At 64.9% G+C, this 16942-nt stretch carries 16 protein-coding genes and 1 pseudogene; 8 read left to right on the top strand and 9 right to left on the bottom strand.

The window, feature by feature from the left end:
* Nucleotides 1-177: 177 nt before the first annotated feature.
* Together N2603_RS21800 and N2603_RS21795 are read left to right on the top strand one after the other, a co-directional pair.
* Nucleotides 178-621: pseudogene (locus N2603_RS21800) on the top strand (DUF2189 domain-containing protein); the annotation flags it as partial.
* A 129-nt stretch (nucleotides 622-750) separates the two neighbouring features.
* Entirely contained in the window at nucleotides 751-1575 is an 825-nt protein-coding gene (locus N2603_RS21795) for a lytic murein transglycosylase (protein WP_018642173.1), read from the top strand.
* A gap of 74 nt (nucleotides 1576-1649) precedes the next feature.
* Here the strand turns inward: N2603_RS21795 and N2603_RS21790 are convergent, their stop codons facing one another.
* Nucleotides 1650-1976, bottom strand: coding sequence for a hypothetical protein (locus tag N2603_RS21790; protein WP_018642174.1), 327 nt, complete (start codon nucleotides 1974-1976; stop codon nucleotides 1650-1652).
* A 643-nt stretch (nucleotides 1977-2619) separates the two neighbouring features.
* Here N2603_RS21790 and N2603_RS21785 point away from each other — a divergent pair.
* From N2603_RS21785 to N2603_RS21765, 5 genes are all read left to right on the top strand, one after another.
* On the top strand, nucleotides 2620-2772 hold the full coding sequence (locus tag N2603_RS21785) for a DUF1127 domain-containing protein (RefSeq protein WP_007590701.1): 153 nt from the start codon (nucleotides 2620-2622) through the stop codon (nucleotides 2770-2772).
* Nucleotides 2773-2899: 127 nt separating this feature from the next.
* Nucleotides 2900-4327, top strand: a complete 1428-nt coding sequence (gene trmFO, locus N2603_RS21780; RefSeq protein WP_260423966.1) for a methylenetetrahydrofolate--tRNA-(uracil(54)-C(5))-methyltransferase (FADH(2)-oxidizing) TrmFO — start codon at nucleotides 2900-2902, stop codon at nucleotides 4325-4327.
* Nucleotides 4328-4334: 7 nt separating this feature from the next.
* On the top strand, nucleotides 4335-5429 hold the full coding sequence (locus tag N2603_RS21775; protein ID WP_260423965.1) for a serine/threonine protein kinase: 1095 nt from the start codon (nucleotides 4335-4337) through the stop codon (nucleotides 5427-5429).
* A gap of 95 nt (nucleotides 5430-5524) precedes the next feature.
* Complete coding sequence (locus tag N2603_RS21770) at nucleotides 5525-6076, top strand: CAP domain-containing protein (protein WP_018642177.1); 552 nt, start codon at nucleotides 5525-5527, stop codon at nucleotides 6074-6076.
* A gap of 77 nt (nucleotides 6077-6153) precedes the next feature.
* Nucleotides 6154-7332 carry an aminotransferase class V-fold PLP-dependent enzyme gene (locus N2603_RS21765; RefSeq protein ID WP_260423964.1) on the top strand — a complete coding sequence of 393 codons (1179 nt, stop codon included), beginning with the start codon at nucleotides 6154-6156 and terminating at the stop codon, nucleotides 7330-7332.
* Nucleotides 7333-7344: 12 nt separating this feature from the next.
* Here N2603_RS21765 and N2603_RS21760 read toward each other — a convergent pair whose 3' ends face one another.
* From N2603_RS21760 to yajC, 6 genes are read right to left on the bottom strand one after another with little or no spacing between them, the layout of a single operon-like run.
* A complete protein-coding gene (locus N2603_RS21760) occupies nucleotides 7345-8589 on the bottom strand; it encodes a threonine ammonia-lyase (protein ID WP_260423963.1) in 1245 nt (414 codons plus the stop codon).
* 45 nt (nucleotides 8590-8634) lie between these two features.
* Nucleotides 8635-9498: a phytoene/squalene synthase family protein gene (locus N2603_RS21755; RefSeq protein WP_260423962.1), complete on the bottom strand. Its 864-nt coding sequence runs from the start codon at nucleotides 9496-9498 to the stop codon at nucleotides 8635-8637.
* Complete coding sequence (locus N2603_RS21750; protein ID WP_260423961.1) at nucleotides 9495-9878, bottom strand: Mth938-like domain-containing protein; 384 nt, start codon at nucleotides 9876-9878, stop codon at nucleotides 9495-9497. Before N2603_RS21750 ends, N2603_RS21755 begins: the two co-directional genes overlap by 4 nt.
* A gap of 60 nt (nucleotides 9879-9938) precedes the next feature.
* The gene (gene secF / locus N2603_RS21745) at nucleotides 9939-10958 is read right to left on the bottom strand and encodes a protein translocase subunit SecF (protein WP_018642182.1); all 1020 of its coding nucleotides are present in this window, start codon (nucleotides 10956-10958) and stop codon (nucleotides 9939-9941) included.
* A 10-nt stretch (nucleotides 10959-10968) separates the two neighbouring features.
* Nucleotides 10969-12573, bottom strand: a complete 1605-nt coding sequence (secD, locus tag N2603_RS21740; RefSeq protein WP_018642183.1) for a protein translocase subunit SecD — start codon at nucleotides 12571-12573, stop codon at nucleotides 10969-10971.
* A gap of 47 nt (nucleotides 12574-12620) precedes the next feature.
* Nucleotides 12621-12998 (bottom strand): preprotein translocase subunit YajC, encoded by a 378-nt coding sequence (gene yajC / locus N2603_RS21735; protein ID WP_011087504.1) that lies wholly within the window; start codon nucleotides 12996-12998, stop codon nucleotides 12621-12623.
* A gap of 182 nt (nucleotides 12999-13180) precedes the next feature.
* Here yajC and N2603_RS21730 point away from each other — a divergent pair, with 182 nt between their 5' ends.
* Nucleotides 13181-14173, top strand: coding sequence for an ATP-binding protein (locus N2603_RS21730; protein WP_260423960.1), 993 nt, complete (start codon nucleotides 13181-13183; stop codon nucleotides 14171-14173).
* Between the two features lie 50 nt (nucleotides 14174-14223).
* Here N2603_RS21730 and N2603_RS21725 read toward each other — a convergent pair whose 3' ends face one another.
* Together N2603_RS21725 and N2603_RS21720 are read right to left on the bottom strand one after the other, a co-directional pair.
* Complete coding sequence (locus N2603_RS21725) at nucleotides 14224-15714, bottom strand: arylsulfatase (protein ID WP_260423959.1); 1491 nt, start codon at nucleotides 15712-15714, stop codon at nucleotides 14224-14226.
* 211 nt (nucleotides 15715-15925) lie between these two features.
* A complete protein-coding gene (locus N2603_RS21720; protein WP_260424227.1) occupies nucleotides 15926-16903 on the bottom strand; it encodes an HAD family hydrolase in 978 nt (325 codons plus the stop codon).
* Nucleotides 16904-16942 lie beyond the last annotated feature (39 nt).

Here is a 16942-nt window from a genome sequence, read left to right as displayed (position 1 = left end):
GAGAAGAGCGGCCGCTTGCGCCGTTTGCCGGCGTCGAGTGCGGCTGCCCGGCAAGGGAGCTAGCGACCATGGCGACACTCTACCAGGGCAATGTCCCCACGATGGCCCAGCCCACTGATGCGGCTGGACCAGTCATTCGAACCATCCACCTGTCCGACCTGCACGAGGCGCTCCGGCACTGGGATCTCGGATTTCGTGACGCGCGTGCTGATGACGCAGCAGGGCTGGTGGCTGATCGTGGTCGGCTGCGGCACAGGCTTCCTGTTTGCGCTCGCCGCGCTCTGCCTCAGCGCCGTGTCGTTCCCGCTCATGCTCGACCGCCATGCCGGCGCGTTCGAGGCCATGGTGACCTCGCTGCGCGTCGTCGCCAGGAACCCGGTGCCGATGGCGGCCTGGGGCCTGATCGTCGCGGTGCTGCTGGCGCTCGGCACGATCCCGGCGTTCCTCGGCCTCGCCGTCGTGATCCCCCTGCTCGGCCACGCCACCTGGCATCTCTACCGTAAGGTGATCGTATCCGATCCCGGTGCGCGCCCCGTACCGCCTCCGCCGCATCGTCCGCGCAAACCGGCCGCGGATTTCCCGGCCAATCTCTTCCCGTGGCGGAATCGAACGGACGCTTAACGATCTCGTGACATCCGATCCTGCCCGGCTCCGGGCAGGATCGGCACGGTCATGCGCCTTGCTTTGGCCGCGGTTCCGGCAGAGATTGCACGCGCCGGTCAGATCACTTCACGGAATCCATTTCATCTGATGACCCCGACGATTTCTCGTCTCGCTCTCGCAGCCCTCGCCCTCTCCGTTTCAATTCTGTCCGCCGAGCCAGCGCTTTCCGCTGCTGCCTGCGGCTCGGGCAATTTCGACGCCTGGCTTGCGGATTTCAAAGCCGACGCCGCGGCCAAGGGTATTTCGCAGCAGGCCATCGCCGCCGGGCTCGCAGGTGTGACGCTTGACGACAGCGTGCTCAAACGTGACCGCTCGCAAAAGGTCTTCACCCAGACCTTCGAGGAGTTTTCCGGCCGCATGGTGCCGCCGCGCATGACACGCGGCTCCAACATGATGAAGCAATACGGCTCGGTGCTGTCGCGCATCGAGCAGACCTACGGCGTGCCGGGCGAGGTGCTGGTCGCGATCTGGGGTCTGGAGACCGATTTCGGCGTCAACACCGGCAAGTTCGCCACCATCCGCTCGCTGGCGACGCTGGCCTATGACTGCCGTCGTTCCGATCAGTTTCGCGCCGAGTTGCTGGATGCGCTGCGCATCGTCCAGCGCGGCGACCTCGCGCCAGCCGACATGAAGGGGGCCTGGGCCGGCGAACTCGGTCAGACCCAGTTCATGCCGTCGTCCTGGATGAAATATGCCGTCGACTTCGACGGCAACGGCAAGCGCGACTTGCTGCACAATGCGCCCGACGTGCTCGCATCCACCGCGAACTATCTTGCCGGTTATGGCTGGCAGAAGGGCAAGGATTGGCAGCCGGGCAGCCCGAACTTCGCGGTGCTGCAGCAGTGGAACAAGAGCGAGGTCTATTCCAAGACCGTGGCCTATTTTGCCGCCCAGCTCGCGCGCGCTCCTTAAAGGCACTTTAGGAAACGCGTAGGGCCGATCGCCCTGCGATCGGCCCTCTCTTGGGTGCGTTTGTACCTACCCGTCTACTTGCCCATGGTGGCTTGCATCGCCTTGTTCAGATGCGCGCCGCACGCACCCATTTTGCCGTTGAGCAGGGAGTCCTGAGCCGCAGCGATCTCCTTCTGCGCGACGAACTTGCTGTCGCCGTCGGCCATGTTCTCGATCGCGGTCTCCGTCTTCTCCAGATTGGCCCCGCTGCAACCGCCCATGGCGTGCTTGGCGGCCTGGGCCGGCGCGATGGCGAATGCGACGGCGGCAATTGCGATAACCCCGAGTAACTTCGTCATGATGTTACTTTCCTTCTCTTGTTCTTGGGACAGACCCGGCGACATTGCCGGAATCTGCAACATGACTTTCCTTCGGTTGCGGCAACTTGCCGCAATAAATTTCCCGCGAGAATTGCGTGATGTTGCGCGCTGCGCAGAGCCCACATGCGAAACTTCTGATTTTCATTACAACTTGGTAATCAGGGGACGCACGCTTGGCGTGTGTGCGCCGCACCAACGGGACGGTGGCCAGCTCCAGATCCAATGGCAGCGAATGCTGCCGAGCCCCACCGAAAGCCATGACTGCAATTCTTCCGGGCAGTGCCGACGAATCGCAGCTCGAAAGCACGATGGAACGCGGCAACGTTTGAATATTTGTTCATTCCTACAAATCGCGTTTCATGCGATTCGCGCATGCGAGACTTGGGCTTAGAAGCTAGCCCATCGTGTTGCGGATCACGGGATCGCAACTTATTTAAACCCTCATCGGAACCGCGATGCCTGCCATAACTCCGTGATTTCACGGTATTTTATTGCAGAACGCGGGCAATCCCGCCCAGCCCTTGGGCGAGACTGCCAAGAGGTTAAGCGCCCCTTACCGATGCTATGCGCTCATCGCTTAGCTGCATCGCAACATCGGAACTTTCGCACTGCACCACTCTCACCTATATTCATTTCAACGATGACGCCTTAGGCAAAGGCTGAATCGAACTACAGGAGACTACCAATGCTGCTCTCGCTCATCCGCATGATCCAGGCCTTCCGGGATTATCAGCGCAATGTTGCCGAGCTGTCCCAGCTCAGCGATCGCGAACTGGCCGACATCGGCCTTGATCGCTCGGACATCCCGCGCGTTGCCGCCGGCCAGTATCAGGGCTGATATCGTTCAGCCCTTCACCGGAACGAACCGATAGCGCCCGCCTCGTGCGGGCGTTGTCGTTTCCGGAGGCAGAAAATTCGATCTCGGCGATTCCACTCGTCGCCGAAAAGCGCTACCTGTCCGCCCCATGACAGGACCCCATTCCAATAGTGTGCACGTAATCGGTGCCGGCCTTGCCGGCTCCGAGGCCGCCTGGCAGGTCGCCAAAGCCGGCGTGCCCGTGGTGCTGCACGAGATGCGGCCGGACCGCATGACCGAGGCGCACCGCACCGACGGGCTCGCCGAGCTCGTCTGCTCCAATTCGTTCCGCTCGGACGACGCCGCCAACAATGCCGTCGGCCTCCTGCATGCGGAGATGCGCCGCCTCGACTCGCTGATCATGCGCGCGGCCGATGCCAACCAGGTGCCCGCCGGAGGCGCGCTCGCGGTCGACCGCGACGGCTTCTCCGCGGCCGTCACCAAGGCGCTGAACGAGCATCCCCTGATCGAGATTGCCCGCGGCGAGATCGCAGGCCTGCCGCCGGCCGACTGGGGCAACGTGATTGTCGCCACCGGCCCCCTCACCTCCGCCCCGCTGGCTGACGCGATCCGCGAGCTGACCGACGAGAACGCCCTCGCCTTCTTCGATGCGATCGCGCCGATCGTGCACCGCGAATCCATCGACATGTCGGTGGCCTGGTTCCAGTCGCGCTACGACAAGGTCGGCCCCGGCGGCAACGGCGCCGACTACATCAACTGCCCGATGACCAAGGAGCAGTATGACGGCTTCGTCGCCGCCCTGATCGCCGGCGAGAAGACCGAGTTCAAGGAGTGGGAGACCAACACGCCCTATTTCGACGGCTGCCTGCCGATCGAGGTGATGGCGGAGCGCGGGCCTGAGACGCTGCGCCACGGCCCGATGAAGCCGGTCGGCCTCACCAATCCGCACGATCCCGCCACCAAGGCCTACGCCATCGTGCAGCTGCGCCAGGACAACAAGCTCGGCACGCTCTACAACATCGTCGGCTTCCAGACGAAGCTGAAATACGGCGAGCAGCAGCGCATCTTCCGCACCATTCCAGGGCTGGAGAAGGCCGAGTTCGCCCGCCTCGGCGGCCTGCATCGCAACACCTTCCTGAATTCACCAAAGCTGCTCGACAACCAGTTGCGCCTGCGCGCGCAGCCGCGGCTGCGCTTTGCCGGCCAGATGACGGGCTGCGAGGGCTATGTGGAATCGGCCAGCGTCGGCCTGATCGCCGGCCTCTACGCAGCCGCAGATGCGCGCGGCGAAGCGCTGGCGAGCCCGCCGGGCACGACGGCCCTCGGGTCGCTGCTCGGCCACATCACCGGCGGCCACATCGAGACGATCGAGCCGGGCACGCGCTCGTTTCAGCCGATGAACATCAATTTCGGCCTGTTCCCGCCGCTTGCGAGCGCTCCGACGAAGAAGCCCGACGGCACGCGCCTGCGCGGCAACGAGAAGACGGTGGCCAAGAAGCAGGCGATGAGCGCACGGGCGCTCGCCGATCTCGATCGCTGGATCGCCGATCACCTGCGCATTGCCGCCGCCGCGTGAGTTGTCGATGAGCCTTCCCAAAGACGACGCCGCTGAGCTCTCGGCGCGCTGGACCGAGGGCGTGCTGCTCAAGCGCGACGTGTTCTCGACCGTCGAGCGCGGCCGCTTCCGCGGTGACAATTGCGAGGTCGACGCGGTCCTGCGCCGGCTCGACGAGGTGCCGTGGTGGTCGTTCCTGCTGGCACGGCATCTGTTCGCACGCGAGAAGCATGCGCTGGCCCTCGCCAAGGGCCTGAATGTCGGCCCCGAGCTGCTCTGGGCCGGACGCCGCGCCTTGGTGCGCGGCTTCGTCGACGGCGTCGCGCTGCATCTGGCAAAGCCCCATGGCGACCTCGCCTATTTCCGTTCGGCCAAGGCGGCGCTGCGGCGGCTGCGCCGTGCCGGCATCTGCCACAACGATCTCGCCAAGGAACAGAACTGGCTGGTCGGCCGTGACGGCCGCGCCTATGTGACGGACTTCCAGCTCGCCGCGTGCTTTGCGCGGCGCGGCCGACTCTACCGCATCCTCGCTTATGAAGACCTCCGCCACCTGCTCAAGCACAAGCGCTCCTATGCGCCGGAAGCGCTGACGTCGCGCGAGCGAAAAATCCTGGCGAAGAAGTCGTTCGCCGCGAGCCTGTGGCTTGTCACCGGCAAGAAGGTCTACCGCGCCATCACCCGCGGCCTGTTCAATTTCACCGACCGCGAGGGCGGCGGCCGGCGGCTCGTCAACGATGCGCCGGTGCTGGCCGAGCTGATCCGCAAGAATCCGGCGGTGCGTGACACCGCCATCGTCGCCTTTGCCGATCGGCGCTCCGGCGTCGGCCTCTATGCCTTCGTCGAAGCGGATCAGGCCACGCTCGAAGGCCAGCTCCGGAGCGAGCTTTCGGCCGCCAAGGGGCCCAAGCCGCCGGAGCACATCCAGGTGGTGCACGCGCTGCCGCGCGATACCAGCGGCAAGCCGCGGACCGAGATCCTGCAGCTGGTCGCCATGAACCAGCTCGACCTGATCGAGCCGATGATGAAGAACGACCAGGACCGCGCCTTCCTCAAGGACATTCTGGAACAGCGCAAGAACCTGCGCGACCGCTTCAATTTCGAGGCGGACCTGCCGGCCGGCTAGTCCGGGGGCCCGCGCCTTGAAGCGTCCACATTGGCGATAGAGAAGCGGTCGGATAAGTGGGGCTTGGCGGGGTCATGGGCACTCGGGGGACGACGATGCGGCGTGCGGTTGGCGGTCTGATCGCCGGCGTGCTGCTGCTTGCGGCCGCCCCCGCAATTGCCGATTCCCCGGCCGAGCAGATCTCGAGCTTCCGCCTCAAGCACGGTGAAGTCCGCGTCGTCCGCGACGCCACGCTCGACCGCATCGCCATGGACCAGGCGCGCGCGATGGCGGCAAAGGACGATCTCAGCCACGACGCGCTCGGCCCGTTCAACCGGCGCGTCGCCCCGGCCGGCGCAGGCCGCGCCGCCGAGAACATCGCCTACGGCTACGACAATTTCGAGAAGACGCTCGGGCAGTGGATCGACTCGTCGGGGCACCGCAAGAACCTCCTGCTGCACAACGCCTCCCGCGTCGGCATCGCGAGCGCCAGGAACGCCAGCGGCAAGCGCACCTATTGGGCGATGGTGATCGCCGGTGATTACGAGCCGAAGGGCAAGAAGAAAAAGGATAAGGAGCCGCTGGTTGCCGTCAAACGCGAGGCCGCACCCGCCAGCAAGCCCAAATCCAGCAACTGCCACGTCAAGCTGCTCGGCCTTTGCATCTGAGGCCCAGCCCTGCCGTCTTGCTCACAATCCTCGACGCATCTAATTCATGCTCGAGATCGCGAGAAGCGGAGGCGCAAGTGATCGACATCGACCGGATACGCGCCGAGACGCCCGCCGCCGCGCGGCTCGCGTACCTGCATAACGCCGGCGCGGCCCTCATGCCGGCGCCGGTTGTCGCGGCGATGAAGGAACACATCGATCTGGAGAGCGAGATCGGGGGCTATGCGGCCGCCGACCGCGAGGCGAGCCGGCTTGATTCAGTCTACGGCTCGGTCGCGCGTCTGCTGAACGCCGCGCCTGACGAGATCGCGCTCGTGGAGAACGCGACGGTTGCCTGGCAGATGGCGTTCTACGCGCTGCCGTTCCGCAAGGGCGACCGCATCCTGACCGCCGAGGCGGAGTATGCGGCCAATTATGTCGCGTTCCTGCAAGTCGCCAAACGTACGGGCGCGATCATCGACGTGGTGCCGAGCGACGCAACGGGCGAGCTCGACATCCAGGCGCTCGAACGCATGATCGACGCGCGCGCGAAGCTGATTGCCATCACCTGGGTCCCGACCAATGGCGGGCTGGTCAATCCCGCGGCGGCGATCGGCAGGATCGCGCGGACGCACGGCATTCCCTATCTGCTCGACGCCTGCCAGACGGTCGGCCAGATGGCCGTCGACGTCGAAGCCATCGGCTGTGACATGCTGTCGGCGACGGGGCGCAAATTCCTGCGTGGCCCGCGCGGCACCGGCTTTCTCTACGTGCGCCGAGCACTGCTGCAACAGCTCGAGCCGCCCATGATCGACCATTTCGCTGCGCCCTGGGTCTCGCGGGACACCTATCAACTACGGGATGACGCCCGCCGCTTCGAAAACTGGGAGAACAATTACGCAGCCCGGCTTGGGCTTGGCGCGGCTGTCGACTATGCCCTCGCAATCGGCCTAGGTCCCATTGAGCAGCGTTGCCGCCTGCTTGCGGACCGTCTTCGCAGCGGCCTCGCCTCCATTCGTGGCATCACCGTTCGCGATCTCGGCCGCACGCCCGGCGCCATCATCAGCTTCACGGTGGAAGGGCATGAGGCTGACGCCATTGTTCGCAGCGCCGCTGAGGCGGGCATCACCATCGGCGCTTCGGATCCGGCGAGCACACGCATCGACTCTGAAATCCGCGCGCTGCCGCCGCTCGTGCGGGCATCCCCGCATTACTACAACACGGAAGCGGAGATCGACCGGCTGATCGACCACCTCGCGGGCCTGACGCCACGCTAGCGTGGCGCGCGCTCAGGTGCAGCGCGCGCTCAGTCCGGATGCGCTGAGCCTTGCCATGACCTCCTCTAGGTGCGCGCTGTCGCGGGTCTCAATCACGAGTTGCAGCAGCGTCGCCTTGGCCGGCAGGTCGGAGAAGGTCCGCTGGTGCGAGACCTCGATGATGTTGGCGCCGGCTTCGGCCAGCAGCGCCGCCACGGCGGCCAGCTGCCCGGGCCTATCAGGTATATCGAGCGACAGTTGGGTCAGGCGCCCCTCCCGCGCGAGTTCGCGGGTGAGGACGGAGGCGATCAGCCTCGTATCGATGTTGCCGCCGCTGAGGACGAGGCCGACCTTCTGGCCGGCGAAGCGGGACGGATCGGACATCAACGCGGCAAGGCCGGCGGCGCCGGCGCCTTCGACAACCGTCTTCTCGATCGAGATCAGGGTCGCCAGCGCGCGCTCGAGCTCGGCTTCGTTGACCAGCGCGATATCGTCGACGAGGCGGCGGACGATCTCGGTCGTGATCTTGCCCGGCGATTTCACCGCGATGCCTTCGGCGAGCGTGTCGCCGCGCGCCGGAAGATGGCCGTCGTGGATCGCATTGTACATCGAGGGATAGAGCCAGGCCTCAACGCCAAGGACCCGCAGCGACGGCTTGATCGACTTCGCGGCAATGGCGATGCCGCTGATCAGCCCGCCGCCGCCGATCGGGACGACCAGCGTGTCGAGCTCAGGGACAGCCTTGAGCATCTCGAGGCCGACGGTGCCCTGCCCCGCGATGACGAGCGGATCGTCGTAGGGATGGACGAAGATCATGCCGCGGGCTTCGCCGTGGCTGCGCGCATAGGCAGCCGCCTCCTCCAGCGTCGCGCCTGTTACCACCACCTCGGCGCCGTGATGCCTGGTGTTCTCGACCTTCACCATGGGCGTGCCGATCGGCATCACGATGGTGGCGGGAATGCCGAGTCGCCTGGCGTGATAGGCGACGCCCTGCGCATGATTGCCCGCGGACATCGCGATCACGCCCCGCGCGCGCTCCTCAGGCGTCAGTGCGGTGAGCCGGTTCAACGCGCCGCGTTCCTTGAACGAGGAGGTGAACTGGAGGTTCTCGAATTTGAGCCAGATATCGCAGCCGCAGATGCTGCTCAGCGTGCGACTGTAGCTGCAGGGCGTCTCGACGACGGCGCCCCGGATGGTCGCGGCGGCAGCGTGAATGTCGCGAGGGGCGACCGGAAGGCCGCTGAGATCGGAGGAGGTGGTTTGGGATAACTCAGCCATGGGACAGCATAGAGCATTTGGCCGGCTCGGGCGATAAGCCAACCGCTAATTGGTAAACTCCCGGGAACGTGAACCCCGCCAGAGCGTCCACAGCGTCCGCAGCCGCGACGGAGGCTGCGGCGCAAACGGATTGCGCCCGGGCTGCGACAGGCGCTTGAGGTCGGTCCGCACCAGGCTCAGCGGCAGAAACGCCGGCCGCACCGACGGCGGCACCTGCGCCAGCAGCGACAAGGCCGTGGTCACATGCTGCTGTGCCTCGCCGGCGAGCTGATCCAGCACGGCACGCAGGCCCGGCGTCTCCTTGCCGGCGAAGACATCCTCCATGCTGCAGCCATGGCTCGCCAGCACCTGTTGCGGCACGAACAATTGCCGGTGCGCTGCGTCGCGCGGCAGATTGGCGATGATTTGCACGATGCCCTGCGCCAGCCCGGCGTGCCTCGCGAGATGCTCGGCCGCCTCCGACGGCGGCCCCAATACCTGCGCCGCCAGACCGAACAGCGCAGATGAGGTCGCGGCCAGATAGCCCTCCAGCGCCGCCATGGTCGGCATGGGATCGTTGTAGAGATCGAACTGGTGCTCGTCGGCGAGCAGTGAGAGCGGCTCGACCGGCAGCTCGAAGTCGCGGATCGCGCGCAGCAGCTCGGCCGCGACCGGATTGCCCTCGGCGCTGCCATGGACATGGCCCGAGAGCATGTCGGTCCACCATTGCAGGCGGATTTCGCCGGGCAAGGGCTGGCTCACCTGGTCGCGGACGCGGACGATCTCGACATTGAAGGCATAGAGCGCCAGCAGCGCGCGGCGCTCGGCCGCGGGCGCGAACAGGGTCGCGGCGTAGCGCGGAAAGTCGTGGCTGCGCACGAGATCGGCGCAGAAGGCAGCGGAATCGGACGGCGGCGCAGCGCTGCTCATGGCACGGCGATCAGCGCGGCTGCGACGCGCCGCCGTTCGCCGATCATGATGTTGTAGGTGCGCACGGCGGGCCCGGTCTGCATCGTGTCCAGCACCACCCTCACCGCCTTGAGAGCCTGACGCAGCTCCGGCGGCGGCAGCCAGTGGCCGGTTCCGGTGCCGACCAGGAGCGTGTCGATGCTGTTGGCGGCTGCGAACACCCGGTCCAGCGAATAGCGGTCGATCTGCGCGGGGTCCGTCACGTCCCAGGCCCAGATCGCGTCGGGCAGGCAGAGCAGCGATCCCCGATGCGACATGCCGGCGAAGGCGAAGCCGCCCTTGCCATAGGCATCGATCGGCGCCGAGCGCGGGAAATGCGGTGCGTTGGGATCGCCGGCCATCTGGTTCGTCCGAATGAGCTTATTGCCCCCGCAAACGCCTGCGGGGGCCTGCAGTTCGGATCATGCCTTGTTTTTCTTCGCGGGCGTAGCCGTCTCGGGTGCATCCTCGCGATGCTCGCCGACGCCGAGATAGATCAGGATCGGCGCCGCAATGAAGATCGAGGTGTAGGTGCCGACCAGCACCACGCCGAACATCATCACCGCCGTGAAGCTGTGGATGGCGTGACCGCCGAACAGCAGCAGCGCGAGCAGTGCCAGCGTCACCGTGACGTGGGTGATGATCGAGCGCGACAGCGTCGAGTTGATGGACTCGTTGAGCAGCTGCGGCATCGGCATCTTCTTGTAGCGCCGCAGCATTTCTCGGATGCGGTCGTAGATGACGACGGTGTCGTTGAGCGAATAGCCCAGAATGGTCAAAAGCGCCGCGATGCTGGTCAGGTCGAAATCGACCTGGCTGATCGACATGAATCCGATCGTCAGCACGATGTCGTGCACGTTGGCGATCATGGCGCCGAGCGCGAACTGCCATTCGAAGCGGAACCAGAGATAGATCAGGATCGCGACGATCGCGAGCATCAGGCCGAGCATGCCATAGGCCAGGAGCTCACCGGCGACGCGCGGACCGAGCACCTCGGTGCGCTGAATGTCGACACTGTCGCCGAGCGCGCCACGAAGCTTCTGCAGGGCTGCCTGCTGTGCGGCATCGCCCCCCGGCTGTTCCGCAACGCGGATCAGCACGTTCTCGGGGCCGCCGAACTGCTGCAACTGGACTTCGCCGAGACCCAGGGCGTCGAGCTTGGTGCGCATCGCCGCGATGTCGGCGGTGCCGGACCTCGCCTTCACCTCCAGCAGCGTGCCGCCCTTGAAGTCGATACCGAGGTTCAAGCCGTGGGTGAAGAACAGCGTAATGGCGACGATCGACAGCGCGGCCGAGATCGGGAAGCTGATGCGGCGGAAGCGCGTGAAGTCGAAATGCGTGTTGTCCGGAACGATGCGCAGCGACGGCAACAGGCCAAGCGCCGCGACCACGGTGAGGATGGCAATGAGGACGCCGAGCCCGATGAGAACGGTGTGAGTCACGATCAGGCTCCTAGATCGGCACGCTCTGCGGCCGCTTCCACCGCACCCACCAGGCGACGATCAGCCGGGTCAGGGTGAAGGCGGTGAACACCGTGGTGATGATGCCGATGCCGAGCGTCACGGCGAAGCCGCGCACCGGGCCGGTGCCGATGTAGAACAGCACCGCGGCGGCAATGAAGGTGGTGATGTTGGAATCGAGGATGGTCGCGAGCGCCCGCTTGAAGCCCGCGTCGATCGCCGAGATCGCGTTGCGGCCGCCGCGCAGCTCCTCGCGGATGCGCTCGTAGATCAGCACGTTGGAGTCCACCGCGATGCCGACGGTAAGCACGATGCCGGCTATGCCGGGCAGCGTCAGCGTGGCGTTGAGCAGCGACAACAGACCGAAGATCATGGCGACGTTGATCGCGACCGCGATGTTGGCGAACACGCCGAACAGCCGGTAGGTCAGCAGCATGAAGATGATGACCAGGATCGAGCCGACATAGGCCGCAAGCTCGCCCTTCTCGATCGAATCCTGGCCGAGGCCCGGACCGACGGTGCGCTCCTCGACCACGGTCAGCGGCGCGGGCAGCGCGCCGGCGCGCAGCAGAATGGCGAGGTCGTTGGCCGATTGCACCGTGAAATTGCCGGAGATCTGGCCCTGGCCGCCGGTGATGGGCTCGCGGATGACGGGCGCCGAGATCACCTTGTTGTCGAGCACGATCGCGAAGGGCAGCCCCACGTTCTCCTGCGTCGCCTGCGCGAACTTGCGCGCACCCGAGGTGTTGAACTTGAAGCTGACGACCGGCTCACCCGTGCGCTGGTCGAAGCTCGCCTGGGCGTCGGTCAAATCGCCGCCGGCGACCAGCACCTGCTTCTTGACCACGTAAGGCGTGGGCGGCGGCGAGGCGCTCATCAGAAGCTCGGATTCCGGCGGCAACCGTCCCTGCTGCGCCTGATCAGGCGGCACGGAGGTGTCGACCATGCGGAATTCCATCTTCGCGGTCTTGCCGAGCAGCTCCTTCAGGCGGGTCGGGTCCTGGAGGCCGGGGACCTGCACCAGGATGCGGTCATTGCCCTGGCGCTGGATGACGGGCTCGACGGTGCCGAGCTCGTTGACGCGGCGCTCGACGATCTGGATCGATTGCTCGATGGTCTTGCGCATGCGGTCGAGCATCGCCGCCTGCGGGATGCCGAGGCGGATCACGCCGCCGCCGGCGTCGGACACCTCAAGGTCGCGCTGGCCGCTGGATCCCATCAGGCCGCCCAGCGGCTGGGACAATTCGCGCAGCTTGGCGAGCGCCGGCTGCACGTCGGTTTCCTTGGTGATGCGAACCTCGGCCGCGTCGTTGCGCACGGTGACGCCGCCGGTGAAGCCGATCTTGGCATCGCGCAGCGTCCGGCGAACGTCGTCGCGGATCTGGTCCAGCCGCTCCTTCTTCACGTAGTTGGAATCGACCTCGAGCAGCAGATAGGAGCCGCCCTGAAGGTCGAGGCCGAGCACGAGCCGGCGCTGCGCCCAGGCCGGCCAGGTCTTGACCGTCGCCTCGGGAAAGAAGTTCGGGACCGCGCAGAGGCACACGATCAGCGCTGTCAGGATAATCCCCAGCGCCCTCCACCGCGTGAAATACAACATCGACTGGACCTGTCAGATCAGGAGACTCAAGAGGCTCGCGGAAGCGCTCACTTCGACGCGGCGTCGTCCTTGGCGGCTTCCTTGGCGCTATCCTTGGATTCTTTCGCCGGCTCGCCCTTGGCGCGCACGCCGGAGATCATCTGGCGCATCTGCCGCACGCGCACGCCGTCGGAAATCTCGAACTCGATCTGGTCGTCATCGACGACCTTGGTGACCTTGCCGACGAGGCCCCCCGAGGTCACCACGGTGTCGCCGCGGCGGATGTTCTTCACGAGGTCGGCGTGGTCGCGCACCTTCTTCTGCTGCGGACGCAGAATCAGGAAGTACATGATCACGAAGATCAGGGCGAACGGCAGCAGCGACATCAACATGCTGTTGGTGTCACCGGCGCCCGCAGCCTGGGCATACGCAGGGGTAATCAACATTCGGACGATCCTCGTGAGAACGGGGGAAAGCCGGTCAGGCCCTCGGGGGGCGACCGGTTCGGTCAAATTCGCGCGGACTATAGCGGCCACCGCCCCAATTGCAACGCTGCCAGACCGTCGATTTGGCCACCTTGCGGCGCGCCGTCAGGCCCGATAAGGCTGCATTCTCAGGAACTTCGGACATGCCCAAAAAACCAAGCAAAAGCCCGGCCGGCAAAGGCCCCCGTACCCCTGCCAGCAAGCCCGCCCGCGTCGCGGCAAAACGCCCCACGGAGGCCGTCAAGGCGGCCGTTAAGGCGGCCCCGGACCTCTCCCAGGAGCGCCTGGTCCGCGCGCTGGAGACCATTGCGGCGCACCTCGCCGCCCAGGGCAATCCGGCCATCGAACCCGAGTCGTTCGAGCGGGCCGATGCCTATGTCTGGCACCCCGACGGCCGGCTTTCGGCCGTGCCGCGGGTGAGCCGCGTCGAGCTGTTCCTGCTCAAGGGCGTCGACCGGATGCGCGACATCCTGATGGAGAACACCGAGCGCTTCGCAGCCGGCCTGCCCGCCAACAACGCCCTGCTCTGGGGCGCGCGCGGCATGGGCAAGTCATCGCTGGTGAAGGCGGCACATGCCAGCATCAATGCCGACCGCAAGCCCGCCGACAGGCTGAAGCTGATCGAGATCCACCGCGAGGACATCGAAACGCTGCCGATGCTGATGGAGAAGCTCCGCGACGCCAGCTTCCGCTTCATCGTGTTCATCGACGACCTCTCCTTCGACGGCAACGACGCGTCCTACAAGTCGCTCAAAGCCGTGCTCGAAGGCGGCATCGAGGGCCGGCCCGAGAACGTCATCCTGTACGCCACCTCCAACCGCCGCCATCTGCTGGCGCGCGACATGATCGAGAACGAGCGCTCGACCGCGATCAATCCCGGCGAAGCGGTCGAGGAGAAGGTCTCGCTGTCGGACCGCTTCGGCCTCTGGCTCGGCTTCCACCGTTGCAGCCAGGACGAATATCTCGCCATGGTGCGCGGCTATTGCAGCCATTTCGCCATCAAGGTCGACGACGAGGCCCTGGAGCGCGAGGCGCTGGAATGGTCGACCACGCGCGGCTCCCGCTCGGGCCGCGTTGCCTGGCAGTTCGTCCAGGAGCTGGCGGGCCGGCTGGGCGTGAAGTTGGCGGCGCCGTAGCGGTCGGGATTGCAACCCCGTTACGGCTGTCTTTCCCCGAAGGTGGGGAATCAAGGGCGCGTGCGCGTCAAACCCGGCTCTGACGGCGTGTAGGGATCTGGGGTGCCGAGTTTGATCGGAGGGTACCTCTTCAGGCTCGCTTCCAGATCTCCGATGATTCTCACTGCGGGATCGGCGACCCAGGAGTTTTGCGCGGCAACATCGCGTTCCTCCTTCCGGTCGGTCAGAAGATTGATGATTCTCGGCAAGGGCAATTTCTGCGGCGTGGCGTACATGGTTTCCTGCCAGATCAAATGGACTTTCCAGTTTCGCCATTTAACGGCTGACAGCCGGTCGGCCACGTAGGCGGGAAACCCCTCACGGTTTGAGGTCTCCTGCTTGCCCAAGAAAAAATCCAGCTGATCCACGCCGTCAATCGGGCGATCCGTAGGGACCTCCGCGCCCCCGACCCGCGCAAGCGTCGTGAAGATGTCGACGATATGAACGATTTCGTTGCTGATGCGGCCTGCCGGCACCTTGCCGGGCCAGCGAATGATGAACGGTGCCCGCAGTGAACCTTCCATCGCCGTGAAGTAGGTTCCGCGCCAAGGTCCGTTGTCACCCTCCCAGGGGTTGGTTGCCTCCGGACCATTGTCGCTGGCGAATATCACAAGTGTGTCGTTTTCGATGCCTGCTTGCTTGATCGCATCGAGGATTTGCCCGGTGCGGTAGTCCAGCTCGGCCAGGCAATCGGCCCAATCGCCGTTGCCGGTTCTGCCCGCGAACTCAAGATTTGGGAGCGTCGGCATGTGAACGTGCGCGAATGGAACGTAGGCATAGAACGGCTTGCCTGAGCTCGCGTTGCGCTTGATGAACTCCACTGCACGGCTGGTGATCTCCGCGTCCATGGTGCGGCGGTGATCAACATCCAGCACAGCGACCTGTCGAGGCTTATCGCCCTTGCGTGCTTCATAGATATGTTCGGGGTGAACGACTTTCGCATTCCAGCCCTGCCTGTTTCCGACCGACGGCCACATGCTTTTTGTCTCGTCGAGGGATGGCCACATCGCCTCGTCATATGTGCGCGGGATGCCATACCACTCGTCGAAGCCCTGATTGGTGGGCATCCGGTCTTCGGCGCTGCCAAGATGCCATTTGCCCCACATCCCGGTTGCATAGCCCCGCCCGGACAACAGCTCGGCGGTGGTGATTTCCCACTGTGTCAATCCGTCGGGGATGCCGCCGACCGGAACTTCGTACGTGCCGGAGCGGATGGCAAAGCGTCCCGTGAGCAAGGCCGAGCGGGACGGCGTACACTGCGCTTCAACATTGAAGTTGAGCAGGCGCATGCCCTCACTGGCAAGTGCGTCAATACGTGGCGTGGGCGCGCCGCGCAGGATACCGCCGCCATATACGCCCAGCTCGCCGTAGCCCAGATTGTCCGCGAGCATGACAACAATGTTGGGATTCCCAGGTTGCTGCGCCGCGGTAGGCAAGCTCGCAATCGTTATGGCGGCGACTGATGCTAATGGACCAACCCAGATGCTTTTGCTCTTTGGCATTTTTGCCCTCAGATCAAGCCATCACTCCCCGCGGGCGCCCAACGCCACTCAAGTTTGCTGAAATGCGCTTGACGACCCTGCGACGGGTCCCGCAACGCTGCTTTCAGGCCCGGTGGGTGAAAATCGCAAAGGTCAGCCAAGTATTCCAACCCGACGGACGATTTGCTGCGTCGAATTCGCTCGCGCGGCCAGGAGCCCTACGATCTCGCCTCTAATCGAACGAAAAGATCCTCCTCCAGTCCTTCTTCATGTCCACGACGGTCCACCTGTTCAGCGCTGCAGCATCGAGAGCGACATCGAGCTTGCCGAAATGTGATTGGCGATCGTAGGCATATTCGCGTTCCGCGTCGGTATGGTGGACGATCAGGCCGAACCGCGCGCCGCTGGCACCGAGCGTCGCCCATTGCAGCATTTCGAGGTCGCCATCCGAGTTCCCGAAGGCGGCGATCGGACGCCGGCCAATGTGGCTATTGATCCCGATCGGCTTGCCGGCCTTGTCGTCGATGAAATCGACCTCCGGCAAGCGAAATAGAACCGGCGTGCTGTCGCGCATTTCATAGCGGGTCTTGATTGACGATCCGACGACCTGCTCGGGCGGAACTCCATAAATCGTCTCGGTCCATGGCCGCATGAATTCGATGCCGCCCCCTGACACGATGAAGGTCTTGAAGCCGTTGGCGCGGAAGTAAACGAGCAATTCGAGCATAGGCTGATACACGAGTTCGGTGTAGGGGCGTTTGAAGCGAGCATCACGCGCCGTCGCAAGCCAGTCTGTGACGATCTTTTCAAACTCCGCTGTCGTCATGCCGGCGTGAGTCACCGCCACCAGCTCGGCCACGCCCTTTTCTCCGAAAGCTGCGAGCACCTTCAGGTCGCCGTTCAGCACTGCCGCGAAGGGCTGCTTGTCCTTCCATTCCGGATGCATGGGCGCAAGAACCTTCACGCGATCCAGCACAAAAGCGAGCTGCACATACATCGGCTGCTCGATCCAAAGCGTCCCATCGTTGTCGAAGGTCGCGATGCGTTGATCGGGCGGTACGAAATAGGGCCCGCCACTCTCCGTGACCCGTGCGACGAAGTCGACGATCGAAGCTTTCGTCGGGCCCTCATTCCAAGATGGCAGAGGACCGGCTTGCGTCTGGGCCATGGCGGACGTGGAACGCAGAGCGGCAGACAGAAACGGAAGCATCGCCAGAGACGAGAGCAGTGAGCGACGGTCAAGGCGAGA

This window comes from Bradyrhizobium huanghuaihaiense, assembly GCF_025200885.1.
GTDB classification, from domain to species: Bacteria; Pseudomonadota; Alphaproteobacteria; order Rhizobiales; family Xanthobacteraceae; genus Bradyrhizobium; species Bradyrhizobium huanghuaihaiense.
Note: the sequence above shows the minus strand (reverse complement) of the source record. Positions and strands in the feature narration are given on the sequence as shown.

What these genes read in the sequence shown, in the direction of transcription:
- N2603_RS21755 (WP_260423962.1), bottom strand. Translation starts at nt 9,498, where the DNA reads ATGAGCAGCGCTGCGCCGCCGTCCGATTCCGCTGCCTTCTGCGCCGAT.
- N2603_RS21750 (WP_260423961.1), bottom strand. Translation starts at nt 9,878, where the DNA reads ATGGCCGGCGATCCCAACGCACCGCATTTCCCGCGCTCGGCGCCGATC.
- secD (WP_018642183.1), bottom strand. Translation starts at nt 12,573, where the DNA reads ATGTTGTATTTCACGCGGTGGAGGGCGCTGGGGATTATCCTGACAGCG.
- N2603_RS21725 (WP_260423959.1), bottom strand. Translation starts at nt 15,714, where the DNA reads ATGCCAAAGAGCAAAAGCATCTGGGTTGGTCCATTAGCATCAGTCGCC.
- N2603_RS21785 (WP_007590701.1), top strand. Translation starts at nt 2,620, where the DNA reads ATGCTGCTCTCGCTCATCCGCATGATCCAGGCCTTCCGGGATTATCAG.
- N2603_RS21760 (WP_260423963.1), bottom strand. Translation starts at nt 8,589, where the DNA reads ATGGCTGAGTTATCCCAAACCACCTCCTCCGATCTCAGCGGCCTTCCG.
- N2603_RS21790 (WP_018642174.1), bottom strand. Translation starts at nt 1,976, where the DNA reads ATGTTGCAGATTCCGGCAATGTCGCCGGGTCTGTCCCAAGAACAAGAG.
- N2603_RS21720 (WP_260424227.1), bottom strand. Translation starts at nt 16,903, where the DNA reads ATGCTTCCGTTTCTGTCTGCCGCTCTGCGTTCCACGTCCGCCATGGCC.
- N2603_RS21775 (WP_260423965.1), top strand. Translation starts at nt 4,335, where the DNA reads ATGAGCCTTCCCAAAGACGACGCCGCTGAGCTCTCGGCGCGCTGGACC.
- trmFO (WP_260423966.1), top strand. Translation starts at nt 2,900, where the DNA reads ATGACAGGACCCCATTCCAATAGTGTGCACGTAATCGGTGCCGGCCTT.
- yajC (WP_011087504.1), bottom strand. Translation starts at nt 12,998, where the DNA reads ATGTTGATTACCCCTGCGTATGCCCAGGCTGCGGGCGCCGGTGACACC.
- N2603_RS21730 (WP_260423960.1), top strand. Translation starts at nt 13,181, where the DNA reads ATGCCCAAAAAACCAAGCAAAAGCCCGGCCGGCAAAGGCCCCCGTACC.
- N2603_RS21795 (WP_018642173.1), top strand. Translation starts at nt 751, where the DNA reads ATGACCCCGACGATTTCTCGTCTCGCTCTCGCAGCCCTCGCCCTCTCC.
- N2603_RS21770 (WP_018642177.1), top strand. Translation starts at nt 5,525, where the DNA reads ATGCGGCGTGCGGTTGGCGGTCTGATCGCCGGCGTGCTGCTGCTTGCG.